General features: G+C 58.0%; 22 protein-coding genes. 11 read left to right on the top strand and 11 right to left on the bottom strand.

Annotated features, from left to right (window positions below; genetic code table 11):
* The first annotated feature begins 369 nt into the window (after nucleotides 1–369).
* Nucleotides 370–558, top strand: coding sequence for a carbon storage regulator CsrA (gene csrA / locus LCH65_RS06350; protein WP_002554157.1), 189 nt, complete (start codon nucleotides 370–372; stop codon nucleotides 556–558).
* A gap of 118 nt (nucleotides 559–676) precedes the next feature.
* Here csrA and LCH65_RS06345 read toward each other — a convergent pair whose 3' ends face one another.
* The 3 genes from LCH65_RS06345 to LCH65_RS06335 form a co-directional block, all read right to left on the bottom strand.
* Nucleotides 677–2,077, bottom strand: a complete 1,401-nt coding sequence (locus LCH65_RS06345; protein WP_099266243.1) for a pyridine nucleotide-disulfide oxidoreductase — start codon at nucleotides 2,075–2,077, stop codon at nucleotides 677–679.
* 719 nt (nucleotides 2,078–2,796) lie between these two features.
* Nucleotides 2,797–3,057 carry a DUF1652 domain-containing protein gene (locus LCH65_RS06340; RefSeq protein WP_003370403.1) on the bottom strand — a complete coding sequence of 87 codons (261 nt, stop codon included), beginning with the start codon at nucleotides 3,055–3,057 and terminating at the stop codon, nucleotides 2,797–2,799.
* A gap of 404 nt (nucleotides 3,058–3,461) precedes the next feature.
* The gene (locus LCH65_RS06335) at nucleotides 3,462–3,971 is read right to left on the bottom strand and encodes a GNAT family N-acetyltransferase (RefSeq protein WP_003370401.1); all 510 of its coding nucleotides are present in this window, start codon (nucleotides 3,969–3,971) and stop codon (nucleotides 3,462–3,464) included.
* 351 nt (nucleotides 3,972–4,322) lie between these two features.
* Here LCH65_RS06335 and LCH65_RS06330 point away from each other — a divergent pair, with 351 nt between their 5' ends.
* The 3 genes from LCH65_RS06330 to LCH65_RS06320 all read left to right on the top strand — a co-directional run bounded on the left by LCH65_RS06330 (nucleotide 4,323) and on the right by LCH65_RS06320 (nucleotide 8,002).
* Nucleotides 4,323–5,267, top strand: a complete 945-nt coding sequence (locus LCH65_RS06330) for an alpha/beta hydrolase (RefSeq protein WP_054081604.1) — start codon at nucleotides 4,323–4,325, stop codon at nucleotides 5,265–5,267.
* Nucleotides 5,268–5,321: 54 nt separating this feature from the next.
* Nucleotides 5,322–5,762 (top strand): GNAT family acetyltransferase, encoded by a 441-nt coding sequence (locus LCH65_RS06325; RefSeq protein ID WP_226439236.1) that lies wholly within the window; start codon nucleotides 5,322–5,324, stop codon nucleotides 5,760–5,762.
* A gap of 119 nt (nucleotides 5,763–5,881) precedes the next feature.
* Nucleotides 5,882–8,002: a TonB-dependent siderophore receptor gene (locus LCH65_RS06320; RefSeq protein ID WP_080336513.1), complete on the top strand. Its 2,121-nt coding sequence runs from the start codon at nucleotides 5,882–5,884 to the stop codon at nucleotides 8,000–8,002.
* Nucleotides 8,003–8,060: 58 nt separating this feature from the next.
* Here the strand turns inward: LCH65_RS06320 and LCH65_RS06315 are convergent, their stop codons facing one another.
* On the bottom strand, nucleotides 8,061–8,582 hold the full coding sequence (locus tag LCH65_RS06315; protein ID WP_003370392.1) for a DUF3237 domain-containing protein: 522 nt from the start codon (nucleotides 8,580–8,582) through the stop codon (nucleotides 8,061–8,063).
* Nucleotides 8,583–8,766: 184 nt separating this feature from the next.
* Between LCH65_RS06315 and LCH65_RS06310 the strand changes: the two genes are divergently transcribed.
* Nucleotides 8,767–9,384 (top strand): TetR/AcrR family transcriptional regulator, encoded by a 618-nt coding sequence (locus tag LCH65_RS06310; protein WP_003370390.1) that lies wholly within the window; start codon nucleotides 8,767–8,769, stop codon nucleotides 9,382–9,384.
* Nucleotides 9,385–9,516: 132 nt separating this feature from the next.
* On the top strand, nucleotides 9,517–11,145 hold the full coding sequence (locus LCH65_RS06305) for a methyl-accepting chemotaxis protein (protein WP_054081600.1): 1,629 nt from the start codon (nucleotides 9,517–9,519) through the stop codon (nucleotides 11,143–11,145).
* Between the two features lie 86 nt (nucleotides 11,146–11,231).
* Here LCH65_RS06305 and LCH65_RS06300 read toward each other — a convergent pair whose 3' ends face one another.
* The 3 genes from LCH65_RS06300 to LCH65_RS06290 form a co-directional block, all read right to left on the bottom strand.
* On the bottom strand, nucleotides 11,232–12,113 hold the full coding sequence (locus tag LCH65_RS06300; protein WP_003370372.1) for a CAP domain-containing protein: 882 nt from the start codon (nucleotides 12,111–12,113) through the stop codon (nucleotides 11,232–11,234).
* A 138-nt stretch (nucleotides 12,114–12,251) separates the two neighbouring features.
* Complete coding sequence (locus LCH65_RS06295) at nucleotides 12,252–13,892, bottom strand: methyl-accepting chemotaxis protein (RefSeq protein ID WP_032609943.1); 1,641 nt, start codon at nucleotides 13,890–13,892, stop codon at nucleotides 12,252–12,254.
* A gap of 198 nt (nucleotides 13,893–14,090) precedes the next feature.
* A complete protein-coding gene (locus LCH65_RS06290; protein ID WP_003436258.1) occupies nucleotides 14,091–14,816 on the bottom strand; it encodes a GNAT family N-acetyltransferase in 726 nt (241 codons plus the stop codon).
* Nucleotides 14,817–15,391: 575 nt separating this feature from the next.
* Between LCH65_RS06290 and katB the strand changes: the two genes are divergently transcribed.
* Entirely contained in the window at nucleotides 15,392–16,897 is a 1,506-nt protein-coding gene (gene katB, locus LCH65_RS06285) for a catalase KatB (protein WP_003370364.1), read from the top strand.
* Between the two features lie 60 nt (nucleotides 16,898–16,957).
* Nucleotides 16,958–17,533 carry an ankyrin repeat domain-containing protein gene (locus tag LCH65_RS06280; protein ID WP_003370362.1) on the top strand — a complete coding sequence of 192 codons (576 nt, stop codon included), beginning with the start codon at nucleotides 16,958–16,960 and terminating at the stop codon, nucleotides 17,531–17,533.
* A 12-nt stretch (nucleotides 17,534–17,545) separates the two neighbouring features.
* On the opposite strand, the gene LCH65_RS06275 is transcribed toward LCH65_RS06280, so the two are convergent.
* The 3 genes from LCH65_RS06275 to LCH65_RS06265 all read right to left on the bottom strand — a co-directional run bounded on the left by LCH65_RS06275 (nucleotide 17,546) and on the right by LCH65_RS06265 (nucleotide 21,069).
* Nucleotides 17,546–19,639 carry a PAS domain-containing protein gene (locus tag LCH65_RS06275; protein WP_032609924.1) on the bottom strand — a complete coding sequence of 698 codons (2,094 nt, stop codon included), beginning with the start codon at nucleotides 19,637–19,639 and terminating at the stop codon, nucleotides 17,546–17,548.
* Nucleotides 19,640–19,851: 212 nt separating this feature from the next.
* A complete protein-coding gene (locus LCH65_RS06270) occupies nucleotides 19,852–20,076 on the bottom strand; it encodes a DUF6434 domain-containing protein (RefSeq protein WP_003370358.1) in 225 nt (74 codons plus the stop codon).
* Nucleotides 20,077–20,184: 108 nt separating this feature from the next.
* A complete protein-coding gene (locus LCH65_RS06265; protein ID WP_003436246.1) occupies nucleotides 20,185–21,069 on the bottom strand; it encodes a LysR family transcriptional regulator in 885 nt (294 codons plus the stop codon).
* 99 nt (nucleotides 21,070–21,168) lie between these two features.
* Here LCH65_RS06265 and LCH65_RS06260 point away from each other — a divergent pair, with 99 nt between their 5' ends.
* Both LCH65_RS06260 and LCH65_RS06255 read left to right on the top strand, forming a co-directional pair.
* A complete protein-coding gene (locus LCH65_RS06260; protein WP_003436242.1) occupies nucleotides 21,169–21,648 on the top strand; it encodes a multidrug/biocide efflux PACE transporter in 480 nt (159 codons plus the stop codon).
* A gap of 103 nt (nucleotides 21,649–21,751) precedes the next feature.
* The gene (locus LCH65_RS06255) at nucleotides 21,752–22,585 is read left to right on the top strand and encodes a PhzF family phenazine biosynthesis isomerase (protein WP_003370352.1); all 834 of its coding nucleotides are present in this window, start codon (nucleotides 21,752–21,754) and stop codon (nucleotides 22,583–22,585) included.
* A gap of 6 nt (nucleotides 22,586–22,591) precedes the next feature.
* On the opposite strand, the gene LCH65_RS06250 is transcribed toward LCH65_RS06255, so the two are convergent.
* Nucleotides 22,592–23,743, bottom strand: a complete 1,152-nt coding sequence (locus LCH65_RS06250) for an MFS transporter (protein WP_003370349.1) — start codon at nucleotides 23,741–23,743, stop codon at nucleotides 22,592–22,594.
* 224 nt (nucleotides 23,744–23,967) lie between these two features.
* Here LCH65_RS06250 and rarD point away from each other — a divergent pair, with 224 nt between their 5' ends.
* The gene (rarD, locus tag LCH65_RS06245) at nucleotides 23,968–24,852 is read left to right on the top strand and encodes an EamA family transporter RarD (protein ID WP_058397961.1); all 885 of its coding nucleotides are present in this window, start codon (nucleotides 23,968–23,970) and stop codon (nucleotides 24,850–24,852) included.
* The last annotated feature ends 1 nt before the right edge of the window (nucleotide 24,853 follow it).

The raw sequence follows: 24,853 nt of genomic DNA, 5'->3' as shown, positions 1-24,853 counted from the left end.
TCATTTGAATTTTCAGAAAGCCCGGGCAATCTGGTGAAGTCGTGCCTACGCTTGTACTCATATCGAAATGGCTTGAGCAGCACCGTCGACCGAGACGATGACGACCCTGAACGGTGCAGCGGCTGACGTTACTTTTTATATGACGCCAGTAAATACGGGCATTTTCACGTCGAAACGGGCAGAATTGGCGCACTCGTCGTATCCGGGATGCAAATCTCGATGACAAGAAAATGAACCGAGGGAATTTAATTCACCTGTGCGACGTCATAAGACGGATGCATTTGGATGCACTCGGCAACAATCACCACGCAAAGGCAAACGCCAGCCTCTTGAGAGAGGCGTTTTCAAGAGGCCATCAAGGAAAAGATTATGTTGATACTCACTCGCAAAGTAGGCGAAAGCATAAACATCGGTGACGAGATCACCGTCACGATTCTTGGCGTTCAAGGGCTTCAAGTCCGCCTGGGCATCAATGCACCTAAAAATGTTTCAGTGCATCGTGAAGAAATCTACAAACGTATCCAGGCAGAACTGGCTCCCAACCAGGACCCACAATAATTCCCGCACCACCCCCTTATTCAATGCTGATCTGCCGTTTATTGGCAGACCGGCCGTACGGCGTCCCTGGGACGCCGTTTTTTATGGCCGCCATTCTGCGCTTCTCTGCTGCACCGGCCTAACCGGCCTGAAGGCCTAAAGCCGCCTGCATGAACCCCTCCGAAATGAACGTCTCGGCAGCTACAGGTTGATGAGCGAGCCTGCGCGTGACCGCCTCCAGTACCACTCGGCTGGCATCATGATGAAACTGCCAGACGCCGTATATCCGGCCGTCGAAGGCGGGTTCGCTGCCCAATTGCGGGTCTACGCCCAGTCCGGCGCCCAGACCGAAAAGATGCAGGCCCTTGATTCGACGACCGTGCTGGTCGAACGGGCAGCCGCCAGCGTCCGAGTCGAGTCCCCCCTTGGCCTCGCGCAAGCTGACAAGGTTGCCATCGGCATCCTTCAGTCTGGGCAACACGGGCTGATAACCAGAGCACTGCACGATCACAGTCGAATCAGCCAGGACACGTCGTGCCTGCTCGTGTTCATCGGGGCGTCCGCCCAGTGTCTGCACCATCTGCACGTGCACGCCGGTTTTGCCTACGCGGCCGCTTTGCAGCGCTTCGCGCCCGATCTCCAGGGCACGGTAACGCAAACCTCCGGAACGGTTGATCCGACCTGAAACCGGACAGACATCAAGCTGCGCGTCGAATGCGTAGCCGGCTGCGTGCGCCAGTTCAGCACTTTCGTAATACAGCCTGATACTGCTCCGGTGAACCAGTGACAGTTCTTGCAAGCCAGCAAACTCCAGTGCATCCGCCAGATTCTCAAGCGTCGAGAAAGCGCTGTGAGATCCCCCGACGATGGTGATACGCCCGTTATCGGCCAGCGCCGGGGCAAATACTTCGCGTAACTGCACCGCGTTCATGCGCAACAAGCGGTCAGCGCTCTGGATAGTGCAGGTGTCCGGCAGCGTCAGACCTTGCCGGGCAAGATCATCGATCAGGTGTTGTGGATCCTGGCGCCCGCCCAGGTTGAGCACCAGCGTCTGGCAGCGCACGCTTCTTTTGCCGTACACGCTGTCAACGTGCAGACAGAACTCGTCGCCCTCGCAAATCACCTCATCAAGGCGCGTGCCGGACCATACTTCTACGCCATAACGTTGCACGATGTGGTCCAGCACCAGCCTGGCTGCCTCGGCCATGAGCAGGCCCACATCCGACAGCTGTGGCGCGCTCTGTGCCTGCGCCTTGATGCGCCAATAGGCTGCCGAGTACTCGAGGGGTTCGAACACCTCGCGCAATGCCGGATCACGAAGGCAGTCGATGAATACATCGCCTACCGAGTTGGCAGTAATCCGGTAATCTCCCAGCGCACCCGCCCCCGGCTGGTCGCTTGCATCGATGACAATCAGTCCTTTGGCAGCGAGCCCGGGCATCGCGCCGCTCTTCAGGGCGTAGAACAAAAAGCCCATGCCCGCGAGCCCGGCACCTCCCACCACGCAACCGCAGGCTGTTTCCATACAGTTATCAAACATAATGATGCTCCATCGTCATTTTCATACGTGGGTGCAGTCCAGATGTTCTGGATGTCGAATACCTGATTGATAAGGCGAACCAGCGTCCCTGCACGATTCGAGGCGAAACACATGCAGCACACTACACACGCGCTCATTCACGGCGCCCATGAGACGACATGGTTAGAGAAGGTGTTCTTCACAAAAAATTACACTAGGTACAACAGACACAGGCCCAATGTTCAGACCTGACAGGAAGAAGGCGTCATGCTACCGCCCTTTTTAAGACAACGCTTTTATCAGCCTGAAAAGAGTGACAATGCGTTACAAAATAAGTCGGGCAACTGAATAGTTGCAAAGAAAATCGGGGGTGTCAAATGGGCTGCAAGCGGCGACAATGGCCTGGAACGCTTTATAACCTGATGATTTGAATGACCTTGTATCGTTTAATCGTTGAATGCCCCTTCAAAAAAGCAGTTTTCGCTGACATTAACGCATTCAATGCGTTCAACTTATTTTTTATAGTCCGCGCTAAAAATAGCATTCTTTCGACGCTGTTAATTTGACGAGCATAAAGCGGTTGTGCGCCACCAGAGGTTCGCGTTCATGAATACCCGCCTAGCCTCTCTGCCTGCGCCGAATGCGGTCGATAAAGCGGCCCTTAGAAACGACAAGGCCCCGATCAGCGATGATCAGGGCCAGGTAACGTGATGCCGGGGCATCAGCGGGGTGCAGCAGTATCAGGCAGCGCTGTAATACGCTTTCGCCACCCGGGGCATTACCGGTTCTTCGCGCAACTCGGCCACCAGTGCCGAGATGTCCCGAACCGTATTGATACGGCTGAGCGGCAGATTCATCTGGCGCTGGGTACGCCCCGATACCGGGTCGCTTATCTGCACGTTCATCTGATCATTGGCAATCGTACAGGTGCAGCGTAACGGCAGGAACGCACGTTCAACGATGCTTCTGAGTTCTAACTCGGACAGTCCACTCGCGATCATCTCTTTATCTCCTTATGTGTGTAAGCATGTCCCGACAGTGACAAATTTTTGATAATTTTTATTGTTGATGACTTTTTAAAAACGGCCCGCGCCAGCCCGCCAATTATCCGTCGCCACTCACTTGATGCTTAAACCCGTTATACACTGCGCGCTGCACTTCAGGCAACTTCCATACCTGAATATCGATCATCCTTTTAACGCGGTTTCTTATTGAGTGCTCCCACAGAAAAAACGATTCACCCTCATGTTCTTCAACAGAATGGGACTCGGCGTGAACCGCAGCGTATAAAAGGCACGTGAACGGAAGGAATAAAGACCGACGAACGGTTGAACATGAAATGGTTACTGCGCTCGCAAGGCACGCCCGCTCCTTTAAAAGAGTCCTGCGTGCCCCGCTCGAAAACTTACTCTTGTGTGTCTTGCATGTTCTCTTTTGCGTCGGTGCCGGACAGCCGCAGGTGAATCAGCGCAACACGCTCGCCACGCTTGTCGCGCTTTTCTTCGATGTGGAAAGGACGAAACCCCATTCGCGGATAGAACAGCAAGCCCGGGACGTTGTGGTTGTAGCAGGACGCGATCATTTCACTCGCCTCGTGCTTGTCGAACGCAATCCCCATCATGGTGGTGATCATGAAGCGCCCTACTCCTCTGGAGCGGGCTTTCGGTGCGATGATGACGTTGCCCAGCGAACAGCGGCCGCGAAACGTGCAGAGAGAAAAGTTGGCAAACCCTACTACTTCGCCATCCATCTCGATGACGGTCGAATCATGACGCGTCTCAAGCGCTTCGATGAGTTGCGAGGCGGTCAACGGGTACGTGGCCCTGGGGAACATATAGAACAGCTCATCGGCATTCTGCGGCATCTCGCAGATGAGGGGGACGTCTTTTTCTTCCAGGGGACGGTAGGTGAACATAGGCGGTAACCTCTTGAAGAAATTGAAGAAAGCGCGGGAATACAGCAGGCAGATCGGCGAATCCGGCGGCGGTAGATGACAAAAACACAGCGCCCTCGCCGACACAGCATAATCCGCAGCTATCGATAAGGGCTACCTCAATAACAAAACGTGCTAATGAGCGTCGTTGTCCAGGCTGCCTTCGGGCCACATCGCGCAAGGTATTGAAGCCACCGGTTTTACTCGCCTCGGTCTATCAATCCTTCCGGCGCAGGTACGCAATATCCTGTAACCCGGCGTTCGTCGGCTGGTCTTGCATCCCGGATGCAGATTCTGCATTTATTTCACTTTGTTGACCGGACTCTCCTTCTTATGTCGATTTCGCCTCTGGCTCGCTTCAAAGCCCGTCCGCTCAGATGGATTAGCATGATAGCCGTCATCCTTGGCCTGCCCGTTGGCTGCGCAGTGCTTGAACACAAGGAGCGCGAACTGGTATTTCGCATCGAGCCCGGTACCGCCAGCTGGTACAGCGGTCTGCCGGCAGATGTACAGGAAATCGAACTCAGTACACCGGCATTCGGTAACTCACAGAATATCCACGCATGGTGGTGGCCCGCTGCGGACAAGAACGCCCCGGCGGTGCTGTACCTGCATGGATCACGATGGAACCTCACCGGCCAGCTGTTCCGTATCCAGCAACTCAAGGCGCAGGGTTACTCGATACTGGCGATCGACTACCGGGGTTTCGGGCAAAGCATGGGCCAGCTGCCGTCGGAGAAGTCCGTGTATGAAGACGCACGCATCGCCTGGGAACGCCTGAAGCAATTGCAACCCGATCCGCAGCGCAGGCTGATTTATGGACATTCTCTGGGCGGTGCGGTGGCAGTGGATCTGGCTGCCGAGCTGGGCGAAGACGCTGAAAAGGGCAATGTGCCGATTCAGGCCCGCGGGCTGATCATAGAATCCACGTTCACCAACCTGGCCGATGTGGCTACCGCGCTGGCCAATACCTCGCTGCCGGTGCGCTGGCTGCTGTCGCAGAAGTTCGACTCACTGGACAAGATTGCAGACATCCATATGCCGGTGCTGATCGTGCATGGCACCGAGGATCGCTATGTCCCGGCCCGCTTCAGCGAACAGTTGTTTGAGGCCGCGCAGGAACCGAAGAAACTGCTATTGGTGCCTGGCGGTACGCATAACAACAGCATGCAGCTCGGGCAGCCCGCTTACAGCCGGGCCATTCGCGCCCTGCTCGATACACCCGCATCGCTGCCTCAGGTGACAAAACAGGGCAAGGGCTCAAAGACCGCCGGTTAGACAATGCAGGGCGCGTGGCCTTAGTCTTCGGATTCATGGCTAAAGGACCCCGCAATGAACTGTATTGTCGAGTATTCAGACCCGCATCACCGTCTCGCGGTCATCCAACTGTGGAAGACCGTCTTCAATGACGAAAAGCCGCACAATCGCCCAGACCTGTCGATCGACAAGAAAAAGGCTGTCGACGATCATTTGTTTTTCGTCGCTCTAGCGGATGACGAGGTGGTCGGGACCCTCCTTGCCGGCTATGACGGTCATCGCGGCTGGCTGTATTCGGTTGCCGTTGATCCCCAACAGCGTGGCAAAGGCCTGGGCACCCGGCTGGTCAGGCACGCTGAAAAAGCGCTCGCGGAGCTTGGCTGTGTGAAGATCAACCTGCAGATCCATACCTTTAATGAAAGCGTGCAGGCCTTCTATCAAGCCCTGGGCTATACGCCTGAGCCCATTATCAGCATGGGTAAGCGGATTGATGCCAATGTATCTAATCTGCCCTGAGCCGTGCGCCCCCTGTTTGCAGGGGGAAAGAAGCCGGCAGGCGCCTCAATCATTTATTTACATGAGAATTAATATCAAATTACAATTATTGCTATTAACGTCCTAGCAGAGCATCTCCCTTGAGCACTTCCTTCCAATGCCCTCGCCGTCCCGGCACTTTTCTGCTGTCCGCGCTTTCTCTGGCGATGTTCTCCGGCGGCGCAGTGCATGCAGCCGAAACCGCAACGCTGCCTGCCACGCAGGTGTCGGCAACCGCGACCGAAACACAGGAAGGCTACAGCGCCAAAAGCGCCAGCACCGCGAGCAAGAGCGATGTACCGCTGAAGGAAGAAGCGCAGTCGGTCAACGTGGTGACACCGCAGACCATCGCCGACTACAACGTGCGCTCGCTGGACGATGCCATGAAGTTTGTCAGTGGCGTCAGCCAGGGCAACACGCTTGGCAACACCAAGGACTCGCTGGTCAAGCGTGGCTTTGGCACCAACGATGATGGCTCGGTGCTGCGTGACGGCGTGCGCTCGGTGGTGTCGAAAAATTTCGGCGCTACCACCGAACGCGTTGAAGTGCTCAAAGGCCCGGCCTCGCTGCTGTACGGAGCCATGGAGCCGGGTGGCGTGATCAACGTGATCAGCAAACAGCCGCAATACGTGCAAAGCACCACGCTCAGTGGCTCGGCGTACAGCGAAGGCGGCGGCAGCTTCGGCATCGACACCACCGGCCCGCTGGGCGACTCGGGGCTGGCCTACCGCTTGGTGGCCGAGCGTCAGAGCGAGGACTACTGGCGTAACTACGGCGTTGACCAGCACACGCTGGTCGCGCCGTCGCTGTCCTGGACGGGGGAGCGCGCCAGCCTGACGCTGGCTTACGAATACAACGATTACGTGAGCCCGTTCGATCGTGGCACGGTGTTCACGGGCGGCCATCCTGCCAATATCAGCTACGACAAGCGACTGGATGAAAAATGGTCCAATACAGTCGGCATCAGCGAAACCGCAACCGCGCGCTTCGAGTACCAGCTCAGCGATGACTGGAAAACCCGTCTGACCTACGGCTGGAACAACGACCGCTACAGCCTCTCGATTGCCCAGCCGAGTACGCTGTCCAGCAGCGGCGTGCTGCGGCGTCAGGCCAATGGCGGCCACTACGATTATGAAACGCGTTATGCCAGCTGGGACTTCATCGGCAAGCAGGAGCTGTTTGGCCAGCAACATGATCTGCTGATCGGTGCCGAACAGGAAGACTCCGACAAGTACCGCGGCAAGACCTATCGCAACACCGCCCAGAACGGCTTCAACATCTTTTCGCCCAGCTATGGCAGCCTGGCAGAGCCCAGCGTGATCAGCGCAGCGAACAGCAACCTGAGCAATCAACTGACTTCATCGTCCATTTACCTCAAGGATAACTGGCACCTCGATGACCGCTGGATTCTGGTCCTCGGCGGCCGCTATCAGCATTATGACCAGTACATCGCCCAAGGCCTCGGCGCCAGCCGCAACACTAACCTGGACAAAAATGACGATATATTCCTGCCGATGGCGGGCCTGGTATTCAAGGTCAATGAAGACCTGTCGCTGTACGGCAACTACAGCCGCTCCTTCGTCCCCAATGATGACGTTAACGATGACGGCACCACCTTCGACCCGGAAGAAGGTCGCAGTTACGAAGTCGGGGCCAAATATGCACTGGCACCGGAACTCGACTTCAACCTTGCGGTGTTCGATATCGAGAAGAAAAACGTCGTCACCCCTACTGGCGTGACGGGTGTCAGCGAAGCCGCTGGCAAGGTAGGTTCACAAGGCATCGAGCTGGACGTGACCGGTCGAATTGCCGAGCGCTGGGACATGATCGGCACTTACGCTTACACCCACACCGAAGTGCTGGATGATCCAAGCAACAAGGGCAATCGTCTTAGCCAGGCCCCCAAGCATACGGCCAGCCTGTACCTCACCCACCATCTGCAAGTCCCGTCCGGCCTGGGCGACTGGCATGCAGGTGGCGGCGCACGCTATGTGGGCGAACGTGCTGGCGACGATGCCAACACCTTCTATATGAGCAGCTACACAGTGGCGGATGCGTTTCTGCGCTGGGACGTGCCCATGGCCGGTTATAAAACACGCCTGCAGTTGAATGTGGATAACCTGTTCGACAAGCAGTACTACCCGTCCAGCACCGGCAGCCAGTTGCAGGTCAACGTGGGTGAACCGCGCACCGCGCGCCTGAGTGCCAGCGTCACGTTTTAAAAGGCTGCCGCGTAGCAGGCCTGCCCAGGCGTGCTACGCGGACATTCGCAGGGACTGATCAGAACTTCATTCGGTAAAAGCTGATCAGCGCTTCATTGCCATACAGGTATTCGAACCTGCCGATGAATGCGCTCTTCTCCAGCCACTCGTTAGGGCCCAGAGAGACCTGAAAGCGCGGTGTACAGGTGCACTGATAATGGCCTTCGCTGATTGGCCATACTCCGTTCTGCAGGTCGTGCTGGCCCGCTTCGTCAACGAGTAGAGCGCCCCTGCTTTCAACGTTGATCATTTCACCCAACTGGGTGACCAGCGTGAAACGGGTTTCCAGAAAGGCAAGCTCGGATGACAACTCAACCAGCGTATTGCTGCCGCCGGAGAGTACCGAGCCGCTGAAGTTTTCGCCGTAAAATTCCCCGCCCACTACATTGCTGTTGCTACGCAGCCCGTCACTGCAAATCCCCATGAGCACAGGAGCGTCGGTCTTCAGAATCACGGTCAGCATTTTTTCCAGCTGAGGAGCGGCTGCCGTATTACTACGAAAAGCACGTTTGACGGATTTGTTGAAGTCGATAATGGTCATAGAACTGTTCACTCCATCTTTGAATGGATTCGGGCAACGAATGGCCGGGTGCAGTCCATCGGCATTTATCTGCGCCTGCTTTTCCAGTAAGCTCCACGGAGTCTGCTGAAATCGTACCGAACGGTTCAGTTCCAGTCTAGAGAATTTTGCACACAATCTGCCCACTGGAGAATTGAGGATATGAATGAAGGTCCGTACTGAAGCTCGCCGCGAAGCCATCATTGATGCCGCAGCAAGTGTCTTCCTCGAAATGGGCTACGAGCGTGCCTCGATGAATGAAGTCACCAAACGAATGGGTGGCTCCAAGGCGACGATCTACAGTTACTTCCCCTCCAAGGAAGAACTGTTCATCGCCGTGGTTAACAGGCTCGCAACCGCTCATCTGGCCGACGCGGTTTCAGAGTTGGCGATCCAGGATGACAAACCGATCAATTTGAGAACACTGTTTACCCGTTTCGGGGAACGCATGCTCATGGTGCTCATCAATGACGACAAGGCACTGGCTGTCTATCGCATGGTAGTGGCCCAGTCAGGGCACTCGGACATCGGCATGATGTTTTACGAGTCCGGTCCCAGCCAGTGTTTGCAAACAGTCAGCTCACTGATGGCTCTGGCGATGCGAAAAGGCCAGTTGCGTGAAACCGATCCGCACATCGCCGCATTGCAGTTGACCTCGCTATTGACTGCCGAAACCGACATTCGTCTTTACCAGCAGGCGCCCATGCCGCTGAGTATCGAAGAAATTCACGCCATGGTCGAACGCGCGGTGGATACCTTCATGTTGGGTATGGAGAAACGTTGAGTCCGCATAACAGAACCAAGCGGTTTTGATAAAAGTCAATATTGCAACCCTTCTGAAACACTTTGTTACTCTTTTACGGCCAAGTTAATCCGAATGAGGGCGATACCTGATTACCCCTTCGGAGAAACACTTATGATCCTGCGAAAACTTAACCTGGCCGCTCGTTCGACGCTCTGTTTCGGCGTGTTCTGCCTGATGATCATTGCTTTGGGCTTGCTCGCCCTGCGTCAGGCCGCCGAGCTCAATGCTGCGGAAAAATTCATCGAGACCAATGTGCTTCCGAGCGTGAAACAGCTCGCGTCGATTGATCGGGAGTTTGTCAGTATTCGGGGCAACAACGCCCGAGTGCGCAATCCGATTGAACCGCAGGACCGAAAGACCAAGGCGCTCAGCGATATCCAGCAGTCTCGTTCGCTGATCGCCGGCTATTTTGACGCCCTCGGCAAATTGATCGTGACTCCGCAAGGACGCCAGGCATTCGATGAATTGTCCCAGGCACAGGCCGGGTATCAGGTGGCACAGGATCGCTACCTGGCCTCGGTGGCCGCCGGCAATCTGGAAGCTGCAGTGGCAACCTCCAATGGCGAAATGAAAAGCGCGGCCGATCAGGTTGAAGCCGGACTGAAGAAACTCAGGACCGTCAACGACGCCAAAGCCGAGAAAGCCGGTGATACCGCTCAGACTGCCTATCAGCAGACGCTGTGGGTGGTGGGTATTTTCATCGCCGTGGGCGTCATTACCACGCTGCTCCTTGCCTGGATGTACACCCGCAGCCTGACTGGCCCGATTGGCGATTCGTTGAGTATCGCGCAACGCATCGCCACCAATGATCTGAGCAAGGATATTCCGCAGCATGGCACTGATGAGGCGGCGAAACTGATTGCCGCACTTGCCACCATGCAGGCCAACCTGCGCAATGCCCTGACCCTGATCGGCGACTCCTCCACCCAGCTGGCTGCCACTTCCGAGGAAATGCATGCCGTCACGGAGGACGCATCGCGCACCATTCAGCGCCAGACCAACGAGATCGAAATGGCAGCCACGGCCGTTAACGAGATGAGCGCGGCGGTGGAAGAAGTAGCCAGTAATGCCGCATCGGCATCTGAGGTGACCTCGCAATCCAGCACTGCCGCCATGGCCGGGCGCGCTCAGGTCGATGAGACCGTCACGGCGATCAACCTGATGGTTTCCAAGGTGCAGATTACGTCCACCGAGGTACAGGGCCTGGCCGTCATGGCGACGGATATCAGCAAGGTGCTGGATGTGATTCGGGCCATCGCCGAACAGACCAACCTGCTGGCACTCAACGCGGCCATCGAAGCAGCCCGCGCAGGTGAAGCCGGACGGGGCTTTGCCGTGGTTGCGGACGAAGTCCGGGCACTTGCGCATCGTACTCAGCAATCGACCCGTGAAATCGAACAGATGGTCGGCTCGATTCAGACCGGCACCGGCAATGCTGTCAGCGCAATGGAGCAGACCAGCGTTCAGGCCCACAAGACACTGGAGATGGCCAATGGTGCCGGCAAGGCGCTGCTCGAAATCACCGAATCCATCAGCCAGATCAATGAACGTAACCTGATGATTGCCACCGCAGCTGAAGAACAGGCTCAGGTCGCTCGAGAAGTAGACAGAAGCCTGGTCAGCATTCGTGATCTGTCCAGCCAGACGTCCGAGGGTTCCAATCAGACGGCCATCGCCACTGCCGAACTGTCGACCCTGGCTTCAAGCCTGAACCGTCTCACCAGGCAATTCCGCGTTTAAGCCCCTCTGCCGGGAAGCTCGCTTCCCGGCATCTCTCCTTCGAATGGTCTGCCCAGGCTTGCCAGCCACTGGCGCAGCGCTAGACGCTACTGCTGCGTGCCGAACATTGCCGTCCAGTAAATCCCTGCGTCACTTTTGGGGTCCATCGCGTAGGCTGCACCCAGCTCGCGGAAATCCGGATTCATCAGATTGGCGCAGTGGCCCGGGCTCAGCAGCCAGCCATCCACCACCTTGCGCGCACTGTCCTGGCCGGCAGCAATGTTCTCGCCCACCTGCTGTCCCACATACCCGGCCAGTTCAGCGCGGTCGCCAGGCGTGCGGCCGTCACGATCCTTGTGGTCAAAAAAGTTTTGATTGGCCATCGCCTGGGAATGACGTTGCGCAGCGGTCCCTAGAACCAGGTTCCAGGCCAGCGGCGTGGTAGCGGCGAAGGATTGTGGGCCGCACTGACGTGCCTGAGTGCGGGCATTGTTGATCATTTCCAGAATCTTTTGCCCCTCTGTCTGCCAGTCGCCAAGACGCGACGCGACCAGTGAGCGCGCCAGCACGATACGCCAGTCTCGCCCTTCGCGGCTGACACCGATGTCGACGAACTGCGGGTCCAGCACCACGCGGCAGAAACTCTCCAGAACCGCCTTGAGTGCAGCGTCTGCATTGTTCGGACCGGACAGGCTTATCGCCTGCACAGTGACCATTGGGTAGGAAGCGCGCGTCAACGCCTGTTGCAGGTCCAGATTGCCACTGGCCGGCAGCACCAGACGGGCGTCGCTGGTCAGCGGCGGCAGTTCCGTGGACACCTGCTCGCCACAGCGCTGTGCCTGGCTGCGATAGGCATTGAGGGATTCGATCAGTTGCGTTTCGTCGCCAGCCAGCGCAGCACTGGCAAACACACCAGAGCACAACACGGCCAGAAAGGCTAACGACACTCGCGGGAGCGACAGGCGCAGAAAGTAATGAATGACAGGCATGAAAAGTCTCTCTCGGGCTGAGTCCGCCTATGATGCGCGAAATGACCCGGTCGGGCGCAACGCCTTTTTTATGCCTGACCGGAATTTCACAACCGATCGGGCCAGGACGTGCGCCAGACAATGCCTCTTGGGAGCGACTTACAGCTTGAAGTTGGCCACCAGTGAATTGAACGAGGTGGCCAGTCGCGACAGTTCCTGACTGGACGCGCTGCTCTGGTTGGCACCCGCAGCGCTCTGGGTCGACAGGTCCTGAATGTTGAGCAGGTTGCGGTCCACCTCGCGAGCCACCTGGGCCTGCTCTTCCGAAGCAGAGGCAATGACCAGATTGCGCTCGTTGATGGTTGCAACACCCTGGGTGATTTTCTCCAGCGCCGCGCCCGCACGCTGGGCCAGTTCCTGCGTGTTGGTGGCCAGTGACAGGCTCTTGCCCATCGCCGCAACCGCGCCGTCAGCACCCGATTGCACGGTGCTGATCATGCCTTCGATTTCCACTGTCGATGCCTGGGTACGGTGCGCCAGAGCCCGAACCTCGTCAGCCACCACCGCAAAACCACGACCCTGTTCGCCAGCACGTGCAGCTTCAATGGCGGCGTTCAAGGCCAGCAGGTTGGTCTGCTCGGCGATACTGCGAATAACGTCAAGCACCTTGCTGATTTCCCGGACATGCCCGGCCAGCTCGGACACAGCGCCAGTGGATGCGGTGATCTCATGGACCATGGTGGTGATGCCCTTGACCGTGTGATCGACCTGGCCACGGCCATCGATGGCATCGTCTGTAGCAGACTTCGAAGCCTCAGACGTGGATACCGCGTTACGCGCCACTTCTTCCACTGCGGCAGTCATCTGATTGACGGCCGTTGCCGCCTGCTGGATTTCGTCGTTCTGGCGAGTCAGCCCGCGGGTGCTTTCATCGGTGACGGCACTCAGTTCTTCGGCAGCGGAAGCCAGCTGGTCCGAGGCACTGGCAATCTGTTGAATGGTGTTTTTCAGACCGCCCTGCATGTCGGACAGCGCGTTCAACAGTTGTCCGGCCTCATCGCCACTGTTGGAAACAATGGGCTGGGTCAGGTCACCGCCCGCAATGCGCTGAGCACTGGCGACTGCGACAGCCAAAGGACGGGTGATCATGCGGGTAATCAGCACGCCGAGCATGATGGCCACCAGAAAAGCAATCACCACGCCAATCTCCAGCATCAATACCGAACTGGCCTTCAGGTCGGCAGCAGCGGCTGCGCCTTCCTTGATCTGACGGTTGTTGGAATCGATCATGATCCGCAGATAGCTGCGCACCTTGGTAAAGCTTTCCGAGGAAAGGCTGTTCAACTGGGTCCGGGCAGCCTCGTAATTACCCGCCTTCATCAGGTCGACAACCTGTTGAGAGCTCGAAACGTACGCGGGCAGCATCAGTTCCAACTGGTCACCGGCGGCGCGCTCGTCATCTTCCAGAGGCGTGGCGCGGTAGATCGCAAACACTTTTTGCGCACGGGCCAGGTCATCACTCAACGCCTGACGAACTCGATCCTTGTCCGTTTCGGAAACACCGCCATCCTGCGCATCCAGCAAACGGTAAAGCCCGCGGTTGTGGGCGGTGAAGCTGGTCAGCGCTTCATTGGTGTTGCTGACCGAGACAAGGTTGTTGGAGAAGGTCAGCTCAAGGGCATTGGCCAGGCGTGTCACGCCCACCATACCCAAGGCGCCGACGGCCAGCGTAATCAATGCACAGATGATGAAAGCGGAGAGCAGCTTGGTAGAAAATTTGGACTGACGCAGGACGTTCATGGGGCTTACCTGTTGCTGAATGAGGAGTGATGTCAGTGCCGGAATGAGTTGATCAAACAGCGATGATGTCATAATGACTTCACCTCATTTGGATCGTTCCCGACCTCCTCGCTTTTTGATAGAAAAACTTTGACAAGTCGCAGATCTGCGATTATTGCCTTCTATCGGCACCGCCCCGTTCGCAAATCCTGTTCGTTATCAGTGCAGCCGCACGGTGTTTGATGCGCCGGCTGCCAGGCCATCATTGCCAAGACGTTGCTCGGCGAACGTTCTCGCTTCAAGAGTCATGCGGTCCAGATGGCGATCGCGTTGCTTCTCCGCATCGACCATCGCGCTTTTGCCGTGCTGTTTGAGCAGGTAAGCGTGGATCTGCCGCACTTCGACCGAGTTGTAGATGGGCGCGATATCCATGACCGCAAGCAGACCGTCAGTACCGTGATCACGCGTGTTCATGATGACCTGCGGACCACGCGCGCCCAGCACCTGAAAGCCCATTACCTCGAAATACGCGACTTTGCCGACCACGCAATACAGCTCTGCGTGCGGATAGCGGCTCGTCATTTTCTCCAGCATCGAGCGTGCGATGCCCTGACGGCGGTGGCTGTCGCGCACCGCCATGTAGGCTACGGCGCAGGCCTGCGGATCGTCCTGCACAGGCAGATAGAGCAAAAACCCCACTACAGTTTCGGGGTCTTCATCGTCCAGCGCGACGATCAGCTCCACGGTCAGCTGCTGCGAACCGTCCATGGCATTCAGGTACAAATGCACCTCATACCCCACGCCGTACTGGTAAAGGTTGTACAGCGGGTTGCTCGCCGCGATCGCCACCAGACTGATGTCCGTCACGTAGTCGACGACCATCTGCTGGATCTGGCTACGGATGAATTCCGGCGGCGGGGTTTTCAGCAGCATGATCGTCGACATGGGACAAGGGGCTCCATTAATAGGTGTGTTTGTACGGGATGTGGCCACATGATAGCGCGTCGAGGCACTCAGGACCGATATTGTCATATTGCCAGCATGCTGCAGCGCGCCAACTTAGTTGCAACTTATACGATGATTTTAAAAAAAGAATATCAAATAGCCATCCACCCGAAAGACCACCACAAGTATCGGTACGATCGTACCAGCACACACCACAGTCGCCAGTCTGTTACCAAATAATAAAGTTGATAATGATTCACATCTACCTGAGTAAGAGGATACAAGGAAGTTTAATGACTGTTGACATTCAATAAAAATCCAATTTTTTCAAAGGGATGCATAACTAGCAAAAAAATGGAAATATAACTTGATTTACAGCGACCGAACGTGCAATCAACGCATCAGGCCAACTCGGTACAAACATCCGTTACCGGGTCCACCTTTTGTTCGAGTATTTATCTCAATCACCCCAATATATTTTTATAATCACCGCATTTCCCTCACGCGCCTAAGATTATCCGGCCTACTAAAAATATGAGGGATTCAAAATGCCGTTATTAAACTGGTCCAGACACATGGTGTGCCTGACTGCAGCCGGTCTGATTACTGTTCCGACCGTTTATGCAGCCGACACCCTGACCCGCGACAATGGCGCCGTCGTCGGCGACAATCAGAACTCTCAGACCGCAGGCGCCCAGGGCCCTGTCCTGCTGCAAGACGTTCAGTTGCTGCAAAAGCTGCAGCGCTTTGATCGCGAACGCATCCCCGAGCGCGTCGTGCATGCCCGCGGCACCGGCGTCAAAGGCGAGTTTACGGCCTCTGCCGACATCAGTGATCTGAGCAAGGCGACCGTTTTCAAATCCGGTGAGAAGACGCCGGTATTTGTACGCTTCTCCTCCGTGGTTCACGGCAATCACTCGCCTGAAACCCTGCGCGACCCGCACGGCTTCGCCACCAAGTTCTACACGGCTGACGGTAACTGGGACCTGGTTGGCAACAACTTCCCGACGTTTTTCATTCGTGATGCCATCAAGTTCCCGGACATGGTCCACGCGTTCAAACCTGATCCGCGTACCAACCTGGACAACGACTCGCGTCGCTTCGACTTCTTCTCCCACGTACCGGAAGCCACCCGTACGCTGACCCTGTTGTATTCGAACGAGGGCACCCCAGCAGGCTATCGCTTCATGGATGGCAACGGTGTACACGCCTACAAACTGGTCAATGCCAAGGGCGAAGTGCACTACGTCAAGTTCCACTGGAAATCCCTGCAGGGCATCAAGAACCTTGATCCCAAGGAAGTCGCTCAAGTCCAGTCCAAGGACTACAGCCACCTGACCAACGACCTGGTTGGTGCGATCAAAAAGGGGGACTTCCCGAAATGGGATTTGTACGTTCAGGTCCTGAAGCCTGAAGAGCTGGCGAAATTCGACTTCGATCCATTGGACGCCACCAAGATCTGGCCGGACGTTCCCGAGAAGAAGATCGGGCAGATGGTCTTGAACAAGAACGTCGATAACTTTTTCCAGGAAACCGAGCAGGTCGCCATGGCCCCGGCCAACCTGGTTCCAGGTATCGAACCTTCCGAGGACCGCCTGTTGCAAGGCCGTGTGTTCTCCTACGCTGACACCCAGATGTATCGCCTTGGCGCGAATGGTCTGAGCCTGCCTGTCAACCAGCCCAAGGTTGCGGTCAACAACGGTAATCAGGACGGTGCGCTGAACACTGGCCACACCACCAGCGGCGTCAACTATGAGCCGAGCCGTCTGGAACCTCGTCCAGCGGATGACAAGGCGCGCTACAGCGAACTGCCGCTCAGTGGCACTACCCAGCAGGCGAAGATCACGCGTGAGCAGAACTTCAAGCAGGCGGGTGATCTGTATCGCTCCTACAGCGCGAAAGAGAAGACTGACCTGGTGCAGAGCTTCGGCGAGTCGCTGGCCGACACCGATACTGAAAGCAAGAACATCATGCTGTCGTACCTGTACAAGGCAGATCCGGACTACGGCACTCGGGTAGCCGAAGTCGCCAAAGGCGATCTGAGCAAGGTCAAGTCCCTGGCTGCAAGCCTCAAGGACTGATGATCTGATACCCCGTCCCGGTGCTCAGTCGCCGGGACGGTTCCCGTCAGGAGAACGCCCATGAAGCATCTGATCTATGGCTTGCTGCTGTTCGCCGCAGCCGCGAACGCCACACCACCGACATCAACAACGACCCCCACTCCACCGCCCCCGGAGCTGACTGCCGAACAGACGGCCAGCCAGCTGCGCACGCTGTTTTTCGACGCCTCCCGTGAAGGCAACAACCCGATGCTGGACACGTTTATCGAGGCTCATTACGACCTTAACATCCGCGATGAACAAGGCTATACCGGTTTGATTCTCGCGGCCTATCACGGCCATGAAGACTCGGTGATACGCCTGATAGATGCCGGAGCAGACCCTTGCGCCAAGGACAATCGCGGCAATACGGCGCTGATGGGTGCGATTTTCAAAGGTGAACTGAGCATCGCCAAGCGTCTGGTTCAGGCAGATTGCGGTGCGAACCTTACCAACAATGCCGGGCAGACCGCAGCCATGTACGCCGCCCTGTTCAAACGCACCGAAGTGCTCAAGGAGCTGACCGACAAGGGCGCAGACCTGAGCATTCGTGACAGCATGGGCAATGACGTGGAAGGCTTGTCCAAGGGTGAATTCCAGGCGCCGCCCACCCGCTGACGGCTGCTGGAATCAGTCTTCGCGCTCAATCATTTCGTAGATGCGGCTGGCAAACGCTTCCATGGTGAAGGGTTTGGTGAGCACCCACATCCCCGGATCCAGATGGCCGTTGCCAATGATGGCGTTCTCAGCGTACCCGGTGATGAACAGCACCTTGAGGTCGGGTCGAATGATGCGTGCGGCATCGGCCAATTGCCGGCCATTCATACCCCCCGGCAACCCGACATCAGTGACCAGCAGGTCGATACGCGCATCGGACTCCAGCACCTTGAGCGCAGATGCGCCTTCGCCCGCCTCGATCGGAATGTAGCCCTGATCCTCCAGCACTTCGGCCACCAGCATGCGGATGGTCGGCTCATCGTCGACAATCATCACGGTACGCTCGGTCTGCACAGGCGCCGATCCAGCAGCATCTGCAGCCTCGATCTCTTCCGGTGCCCCAACGTAATGACGCGGCAGGTAGAGACACATGTTCGTGCCCTGATCAGGCTCGGAATAGATACGCACCTGCCCGCCGGACTGGCGCACGAAACCGTACACCATCGATAAGCCCAGCCCCGTACCCTGCCCCAGTGGCTTGGTGGTAAAGAAAGGGTCGAAGGCCCGATTGATGACCTCGGGCGACATGCCTGTACCGGTGTCGCTGACACACAGCGACAGGTATTGCCCGGGGATCAGATCGCGGCTTTGTGAGCCGCGCTCGTCAATCCAGCGGTTGGCTGTCTCGATGGTAATTCGCCCGCCGCGCGGCATGGCGTCCCTGGCGTTGATGCACAGGTTCAACAAGGCATTTTCCAGCTGCGGTGCATCGATGAACGTTGACCACAACCCGACCGAGGTCACCACCTCCACAGTGATATGCGGTCCGACCGTACGACGAATCAGCTCTTCCATGCCGATGACCAATCGGTTGACGTCGACCGGCTTGGGGTCAAGGGTCTGCCGGCGCGAAAACGCCAGCAATCGATGAGTCAGTGACGCCGCACGTTTGGAGGCATCCTGCGCAGCCCCTATGTAGCGGTCCAGTTCATTGAAACGGCCCTGGCTCACCCGTGTCTTGAGCAGTTCCAGCGAACCCGTGATGCCGGTCAACAGGTTGTTGAAGTCATGGGCGATACCGCCCGTCAACTGGCCTACGGCTTCCATCTTCTGGGACTGGCGCAAGGCTTCCTCAGCCTGGCTCAGGCGCTCCTGCTCGCGAAGCCGTTCGCTGACATCGTAGGCAAACAGGTAGGCCCCAATGGCCTGCCCCTGAGCATTGCGCAGCGTGCTGTAACGTATTTCAAAATGGCTGGCCGGATCGTTCGAGTCACTGAAGCTGACACTTTCGGCGAACTCTTCGCCCGCCAACGCACGCGTCCAGCGCCGTTCAAGATCAGCCTTGCTCTGCGGCCGGTCGTCGAGCAGGTCGAGCATATTGTCACCCACCTGCGGCCGAACACCGAACAGACGCTCGAATTCGCGCAGGGCAGCGCCATTGATGGCCATCCAGCGAAAATTGCAGTCGACGACATGAATGAACGCATTGGTGCCGTTGACGACGTCGGCCAGCACATTACGCTCGGCCACCGCTTCGATAATGCGTGCTTCCAGAGTTTCGTTCAGTTGCTTGAGCGCCAGTTCAGCGCGTTTGCGTTCAGTGATGTCTTGAAACAACACCGCGACCTGCTTGCGGCTGGCCGGCTCGATGCGAAACGCGGTCAAGGCCAGATAGCGCCCTGTGGCCACCAGTTCGCGCTCGAAACGGATCGGCTTGCCGGTCCGCAACACGTCGCCGTAAAACTCCAGCCAGCCATCAGCCTCCTCGGGAACCATCTCGCGCAGCTTCTTGCCCACCACGTTGGAAATGCCGGCGTGGTACTCGTAGGCCGGGTTGGCTTCGACGTGAATGTAATCGCTCAGCGGGCCGTGTGGACCGTCAAAGAACTCAATGATGCAAAAGCCTTCATCCATGGCGTTGAACAGAAAACGATAGCGCTCCTGGGATTGGGCCAGGGCGTATTCGGCCTCCCGACCGGTGACGCTCAGGCTCTCTTTAAGCGAGGCATTTTCCTGCTCCAGAGCCGCCAATCGGCTCTGGAGATGTTGTAAATCTGTCGGGGTCAAAGCGGCGGCACCTGAGGTATTGGTTGCGCCGCTTTCCCGTCATGCGGGGCGGCACGAGCACGCTACGAGAAAAACCGCTCGCATGCAAAAATAATGGCGTTTTGAGCTCAGAAATTCTGGTTTTTTGACCCAGTCAGCGCGATAGGTACTTTTGTGAACAACATTCACGAGTACAGGGGCCACGCTGTACCGATCCCGATTGACCCGTGATATCAGTTAGACGCCGAAGCTGCGGCATGCAGGCGCAACCATTGGTCCGCGACTTGCCCCATGTTCTTGGGCTCGCCATTGTTGATCCATGCCATGAATGGCCGATCGAACCTGAACGACGCCCCGCACTGCCCGGTCATGAAACGCCTCACATTCTGCGTGTTCCGATAGGTGTCATCCACCGGCGTATCACGCGTGATGAGGTCGGAGTGCCAATCGAAAGCCATGCCTGATTCCTTCTGCCGTCGGGTTGCAGGCACTCTTTATAGCGGGATTCTGTTGCAGTCGCGAGGTTGGAAGGGCTTGTGGCGTACAGGAATTCGCTTAAACCCGTCTCACTCTCCCGCGAACGGCACCAGCGACTCCAGCAGCCACGCGCCCGCAGGCCCCAGGCTGCGCTGGAATGACCAGATGACGTCCACCGCCGAGCGCCGCGGCCAACCGGAGACGTGCAGTTCTTTGAGCAGTCCGCCCGAATAACGCGACACCAGCCAGCGCGGCAATGCCGACCACCCAAAGCCGAACGCAGCCATGTCCATCAACAGCAGGTAATTGGGTGCCGACCAATGCCGATGGCCGCTGGTGGGCAAGTCGTCGGTGGGGATGCTGTGCTCGATCAGCGTATTGAGGCGCAAGGCGCGATAGCGGGATAACTGTTGGTAATCGACCCGTTCCAGCGCGGCAAGCGGATGTTTGTGCGACACGAACAGACCGAAATCGGCACTTTCATCGATGGTCGCGTGACCGATTTCCGGTGGGTAGCTGGCCTGCGCCGACAGCAGCCCCAGCGACGCCCTGCCCGACTGCACCAGGCTGATGGCGTCGCCATGCTCGGCGAACACGCATTCCATCTCCAGCTCTGGAAAGCGTTGATCGAGTTCGGTCATCAGCCGCTCGAAATCAGCAAACTGGTTGGCATCCGACAGCACCAGCGTGAGCCGCGGCTCGACGCCTGCTGCAAGCCGCGCGGCAGCACGACGCAGCCGGTCCGAGGCGCACAGCAGATCATCGACACGGCCAAGCATCACCCTACCCGCTTCGGTCAGGACTGGTTGCCTGGAAGAACGGTCGAACAGCTCCAGCCCCAGGTCGATTTCCAGGCGGGCGATCGCCTCACTGATGGTCGATTGACTCTTGCCCAGACGGCGTGCGGCGGCGCTGAAAGAACCCAGCGCGGCAATCTGGGCGAAGGCTTCCAGGGCTTCTGGTGAATAACTCATGGCGCTCTCATATCGGTTTAACCGATGGTACTGATTTTCAGCTTAACGCAAACACCGATGATAATACTGCCATCCATCAGCACCAAGGACAGCGTAGTCATGAGTAACAACCAACCGCACACCGACCGGCAACCCGGCCTCGCCAGCAAAACCCTGCGTGAGCGGGCGCTGCATGCCGCGCTGTTCGAGATCGGCGGTGTGATTCTGGTCGCACCACTGCTGGCCTGGCTGATGGACCAATCGCTGGCGATGATGGGGGCCATGACGGTGATGATCTCGACCATCGCCATGTTGTGGAACATGACCTACAACGCGCTGTTCGACCGTCTGCGCAACCGCTGCGGATTTACCATGAACCTGACGGTCCGCATCCTGCACGCAACGGGGTTCGAAGCCGGACTGATTCTGGCCGTGGTGCCGCTGGCCGCATGGTGGCTGACAATCAGCCTGATGGAAGCGTTCTGGCTGGACATCGGTCTGCTGCTGATGTTTCTGCCCTATACCCTGCTGTTCAACTGGGCCTACGACACGCTGCGTGAACGCCTGATGCAGCGACGCCTGGCGAGGTGTGAGGTGTGACGCATCAGGCAGATGGATGCCGTACATCAAATGTTCTCACTGGATAATCAAATCCTTGCCATTGCACACTGTCCCCTACTGACACAGGCAAGGACACCCTTCGATGACAACTGAAGTACTCAAACTGGCGGCGTTCAGCGATGGAGATCGCGGTGGCAACCCGGCAGGCGTATGGATCGGCGATGCGTTACCCGATGATGCCGTCATGCAACAGATTGCCGCCGACATCGGTTTTTCCGAAACGGCGTTCGCTGCGCCTGTCGAAGCCGGCTGGCGGGTGCGGTATTTCTCGCCGCTGGCAGAAGTACCGTTTTGCGGGCACGCCACCATCGCCCTGGGCGCAGCGCTGGCGGCGCAGCAAGGCGATGGCGTGTATCAGCTGACACTCAATCAGGCGCAGATTACTGTCGAAGGCCATGCGCAGGGCTCTCTGACGTCGGCGGCGCTGCAATCGCCGCCCACGTTCAGCACGCCGATCAGCGCGCTGTTGCTGGAAGAAGCCCTGGCGCTGTTCGGCTATAACCATGCCGATCTGGATGAGCGCATTAGCCCCGCGCATATCAATGGCGGTGCCGGGCACCTGCTGTTGGCGCTGAACAGCCGCGCCAGGCTCAAGGCCATGCGCTATGACCAACAAGCGGGGCACGACCTGATGGTCCGTGAAGGCTGGGCGACGATTTTGCTGGCGTGGGCCGAGACCGATCAGTTGTTCCACACCCGCAACCCGTTTGCGTTCGGTGGCGTTTATGAGGACCCGGCCACCGGAGCGGCCACGGCGGCACTGGGCGGCTATCTGCGCGATATCGACTGGCCGCATGGCGGTTTGATAGACATTATTCAGGGCGAGGACATGGGCAGCCCATCGCGCCTGCGCGCCGAAATCCCGCAGCAACGGGGAAGCTCGATCCGGGTGTCGGGGATGGCGCGCAGGTTGTAGCGGGGATCAGGTCCTGAGTTTGCTGCCGCCGATCGCCACGCCCAGAAGCATCACGGCAACGACCATGAACGCCAGTTCAAGGCTGCTGACATGGGCGATGAAACCGATTGCCGCAGGACCGATCAGAATCCCGGCATAACCGACTGTGGTAATCGCCGGGATGGCCACGCTTTCGGGCATGGTCTTCTGCCGACCGACCGCGCTGTAGCACACCGGCACGATGTTCGAGCAACCCGCGCCTACCAATGCATACCCCAGCAGCGCCGCCTGCCAGACCGGGATCAATGTCGCGACGGCCAGACCCGCTGCGGCACACAGTCCGCCAAGAATGATCACCCGATTGGAGCCCACCCGTTTTACCACCGCATCGCCAAACAACCGCCCCAGGGTCATGGTCGCGGCGAATACCGCATAGCCCAGCCCGGCATACGCCGCTTCGACACCACGCAACGAGGTCAGGAATACCGCGCTCCAGTCGAGCATCGCGCCTTCGGCCAGAAATACGGTGAAGCACAGCAGGCCGATGAACAGCACCACGCCACGCGGGATGGCAAAGGCTGGCCCATCGGCCGGACTGCCGTAAGGCAACAGATTCGGCGCCGCTTTGGCCAGCGCAACCAACGTCAGAAATACCACGATCAGCATCGCCGTGAACGGCGAGATGCCCAGACTGAGCAAGCCGGCGACACCCGCGGCACCGACAATCCCGCCGAGGCTGAACAGGCCGTGGAAGCCCGACATCATGGTCTTGCCGCTGGCGCGCTCGACGATCACCGCCTGCACGTTGGCCGTGCAATCCACCCCGCCCATGCTCGCGCCAAACAGAAACAGCGTGGCGATCAATAGCGGCAGACTGGAAATCGTCGCCAGCAGCGGCAGACACAGGCAGATCAGCAGCGTCGAACAGACCAGCAGGCGCCGACAGCCTAACCGTGCCGCCAGTGCTCCCGCCAACGGCATCGAAATGATCGAGCCCACCCCCAGACACAGCAACAAGAGCCCGAGCGTGCCCTCATCGAGGCCCATCCGCTGTTTGACGTAAGGCACCAGCGGCGCCCACGAGGCGACACTGAAACCGGCAATGAAAAACGCGATACGCGTCGAAGACTGCTCCGCCCGAGCCTTGGCATCCTGGGCTGCGGTGCTGAAAGAGGTCATGCATGCTCCTTGTAATTTGCCGAGTACGGTCACGCCGGCCAGCGCGACAGCCTAACAAAGCTGATCGATTAGCCAAAACCTCTGATGCACTTGCACGAGGCTCGTTCCATCGTCGTGCAAGGGCCGTCCGATTTGCAGCTTTTTGCACCTCAGGCCAGTAGACTGACGACCACGCGCACCAGACAGGTGCGTAATCTGTCGAATCAGCTGTCGCGGAGGCCGTTGTGTACAAAGGTGTGGTGCTGTCGGTCCTGGCGTCAACGCTGTTTGGGGTCATGTATTTTTATACGTCACTGATGACCCCGCTCGACGGTGAAGAGATCTTCGGCTGGCGCATGCTGCTCACCGTGCCATGCGCGACGCTGTTCATGCTGGTCAGCGGTGACTGGCGGCGAGTCCGCGAAGTGGCTGTCCGGCTCAGGCAGCAACCGCCGCTGATCTTCGCGCTGCTGCTGTCTTCGGTGCTGCTCGGTGCGCAGTTGCTGATCTTCATGTGGGCACCGTTGCACGGGCGCAGTCTGGAGGTATCGCTGGGCTATTTCCTGCTGCCGCTGAGCATGATTCTCACTGGCCGCTTGGTATACGGCGAGCACCTCTCCTACCTGCAGAAAGTCGCTGCGGTGTTTGCCATGATCGGCGTGGTGCATGAGCTGTGGAGGCTGGGCAGTTTCTCCTGGGAAACCCTGCTGGTCGCGGGCGGCTATCCCCTTTACTTCGTGCTGCGTCGCAAGCTCAAGACCGATCACCTCGGCGGGCTCTGGTTCGACATGCTGCTGATGCTGCCCATCGGACTGTGGTTCATCGCCAACGGCCATCCTCAGGCCATTCAACAGGCACCGCTGTTGTACCTGCTGATTCCGCTGCTCGGGGTGATCAGTGCCTCGGCGCTGGTCAGCTACATCCTTGCCAGCCGCCTGCTGCCGTTCAGCCTGTTCGGGCTGCTCAGTTATGTCGAGCCGGTGCTGCTGGTCGGCGTCGCCCTGCTGCTCGGCGAGAGCATCGGTCGCGAGGAATGGCTGACGTACCTGCCGATCTGGATGGCCGTCGTGGTACTGATGATCGAAGGCGCCAAGCATATGCTGGCCCAGCGACGCCGGGATGCGAGCTGAG

Origin of the sequence: Pseudomonas sp. MWU16-30316 (assembly GCF_020515645.1) — a bacterium.
GTDB classification, from domain to species: domain Bacteria; phylum Pseudomonadota; class Gammaproteobacteria; order Pseudomonadales; family Pseudomonadaceae; genus Aquipseudomonas; species Aquipseudomonas cerasi.
The sequence above is the reverse complement of the archived record's forward strand: the minus strand, read 5'-3'. Positions and strand labels throughout refer to the sequence as shown.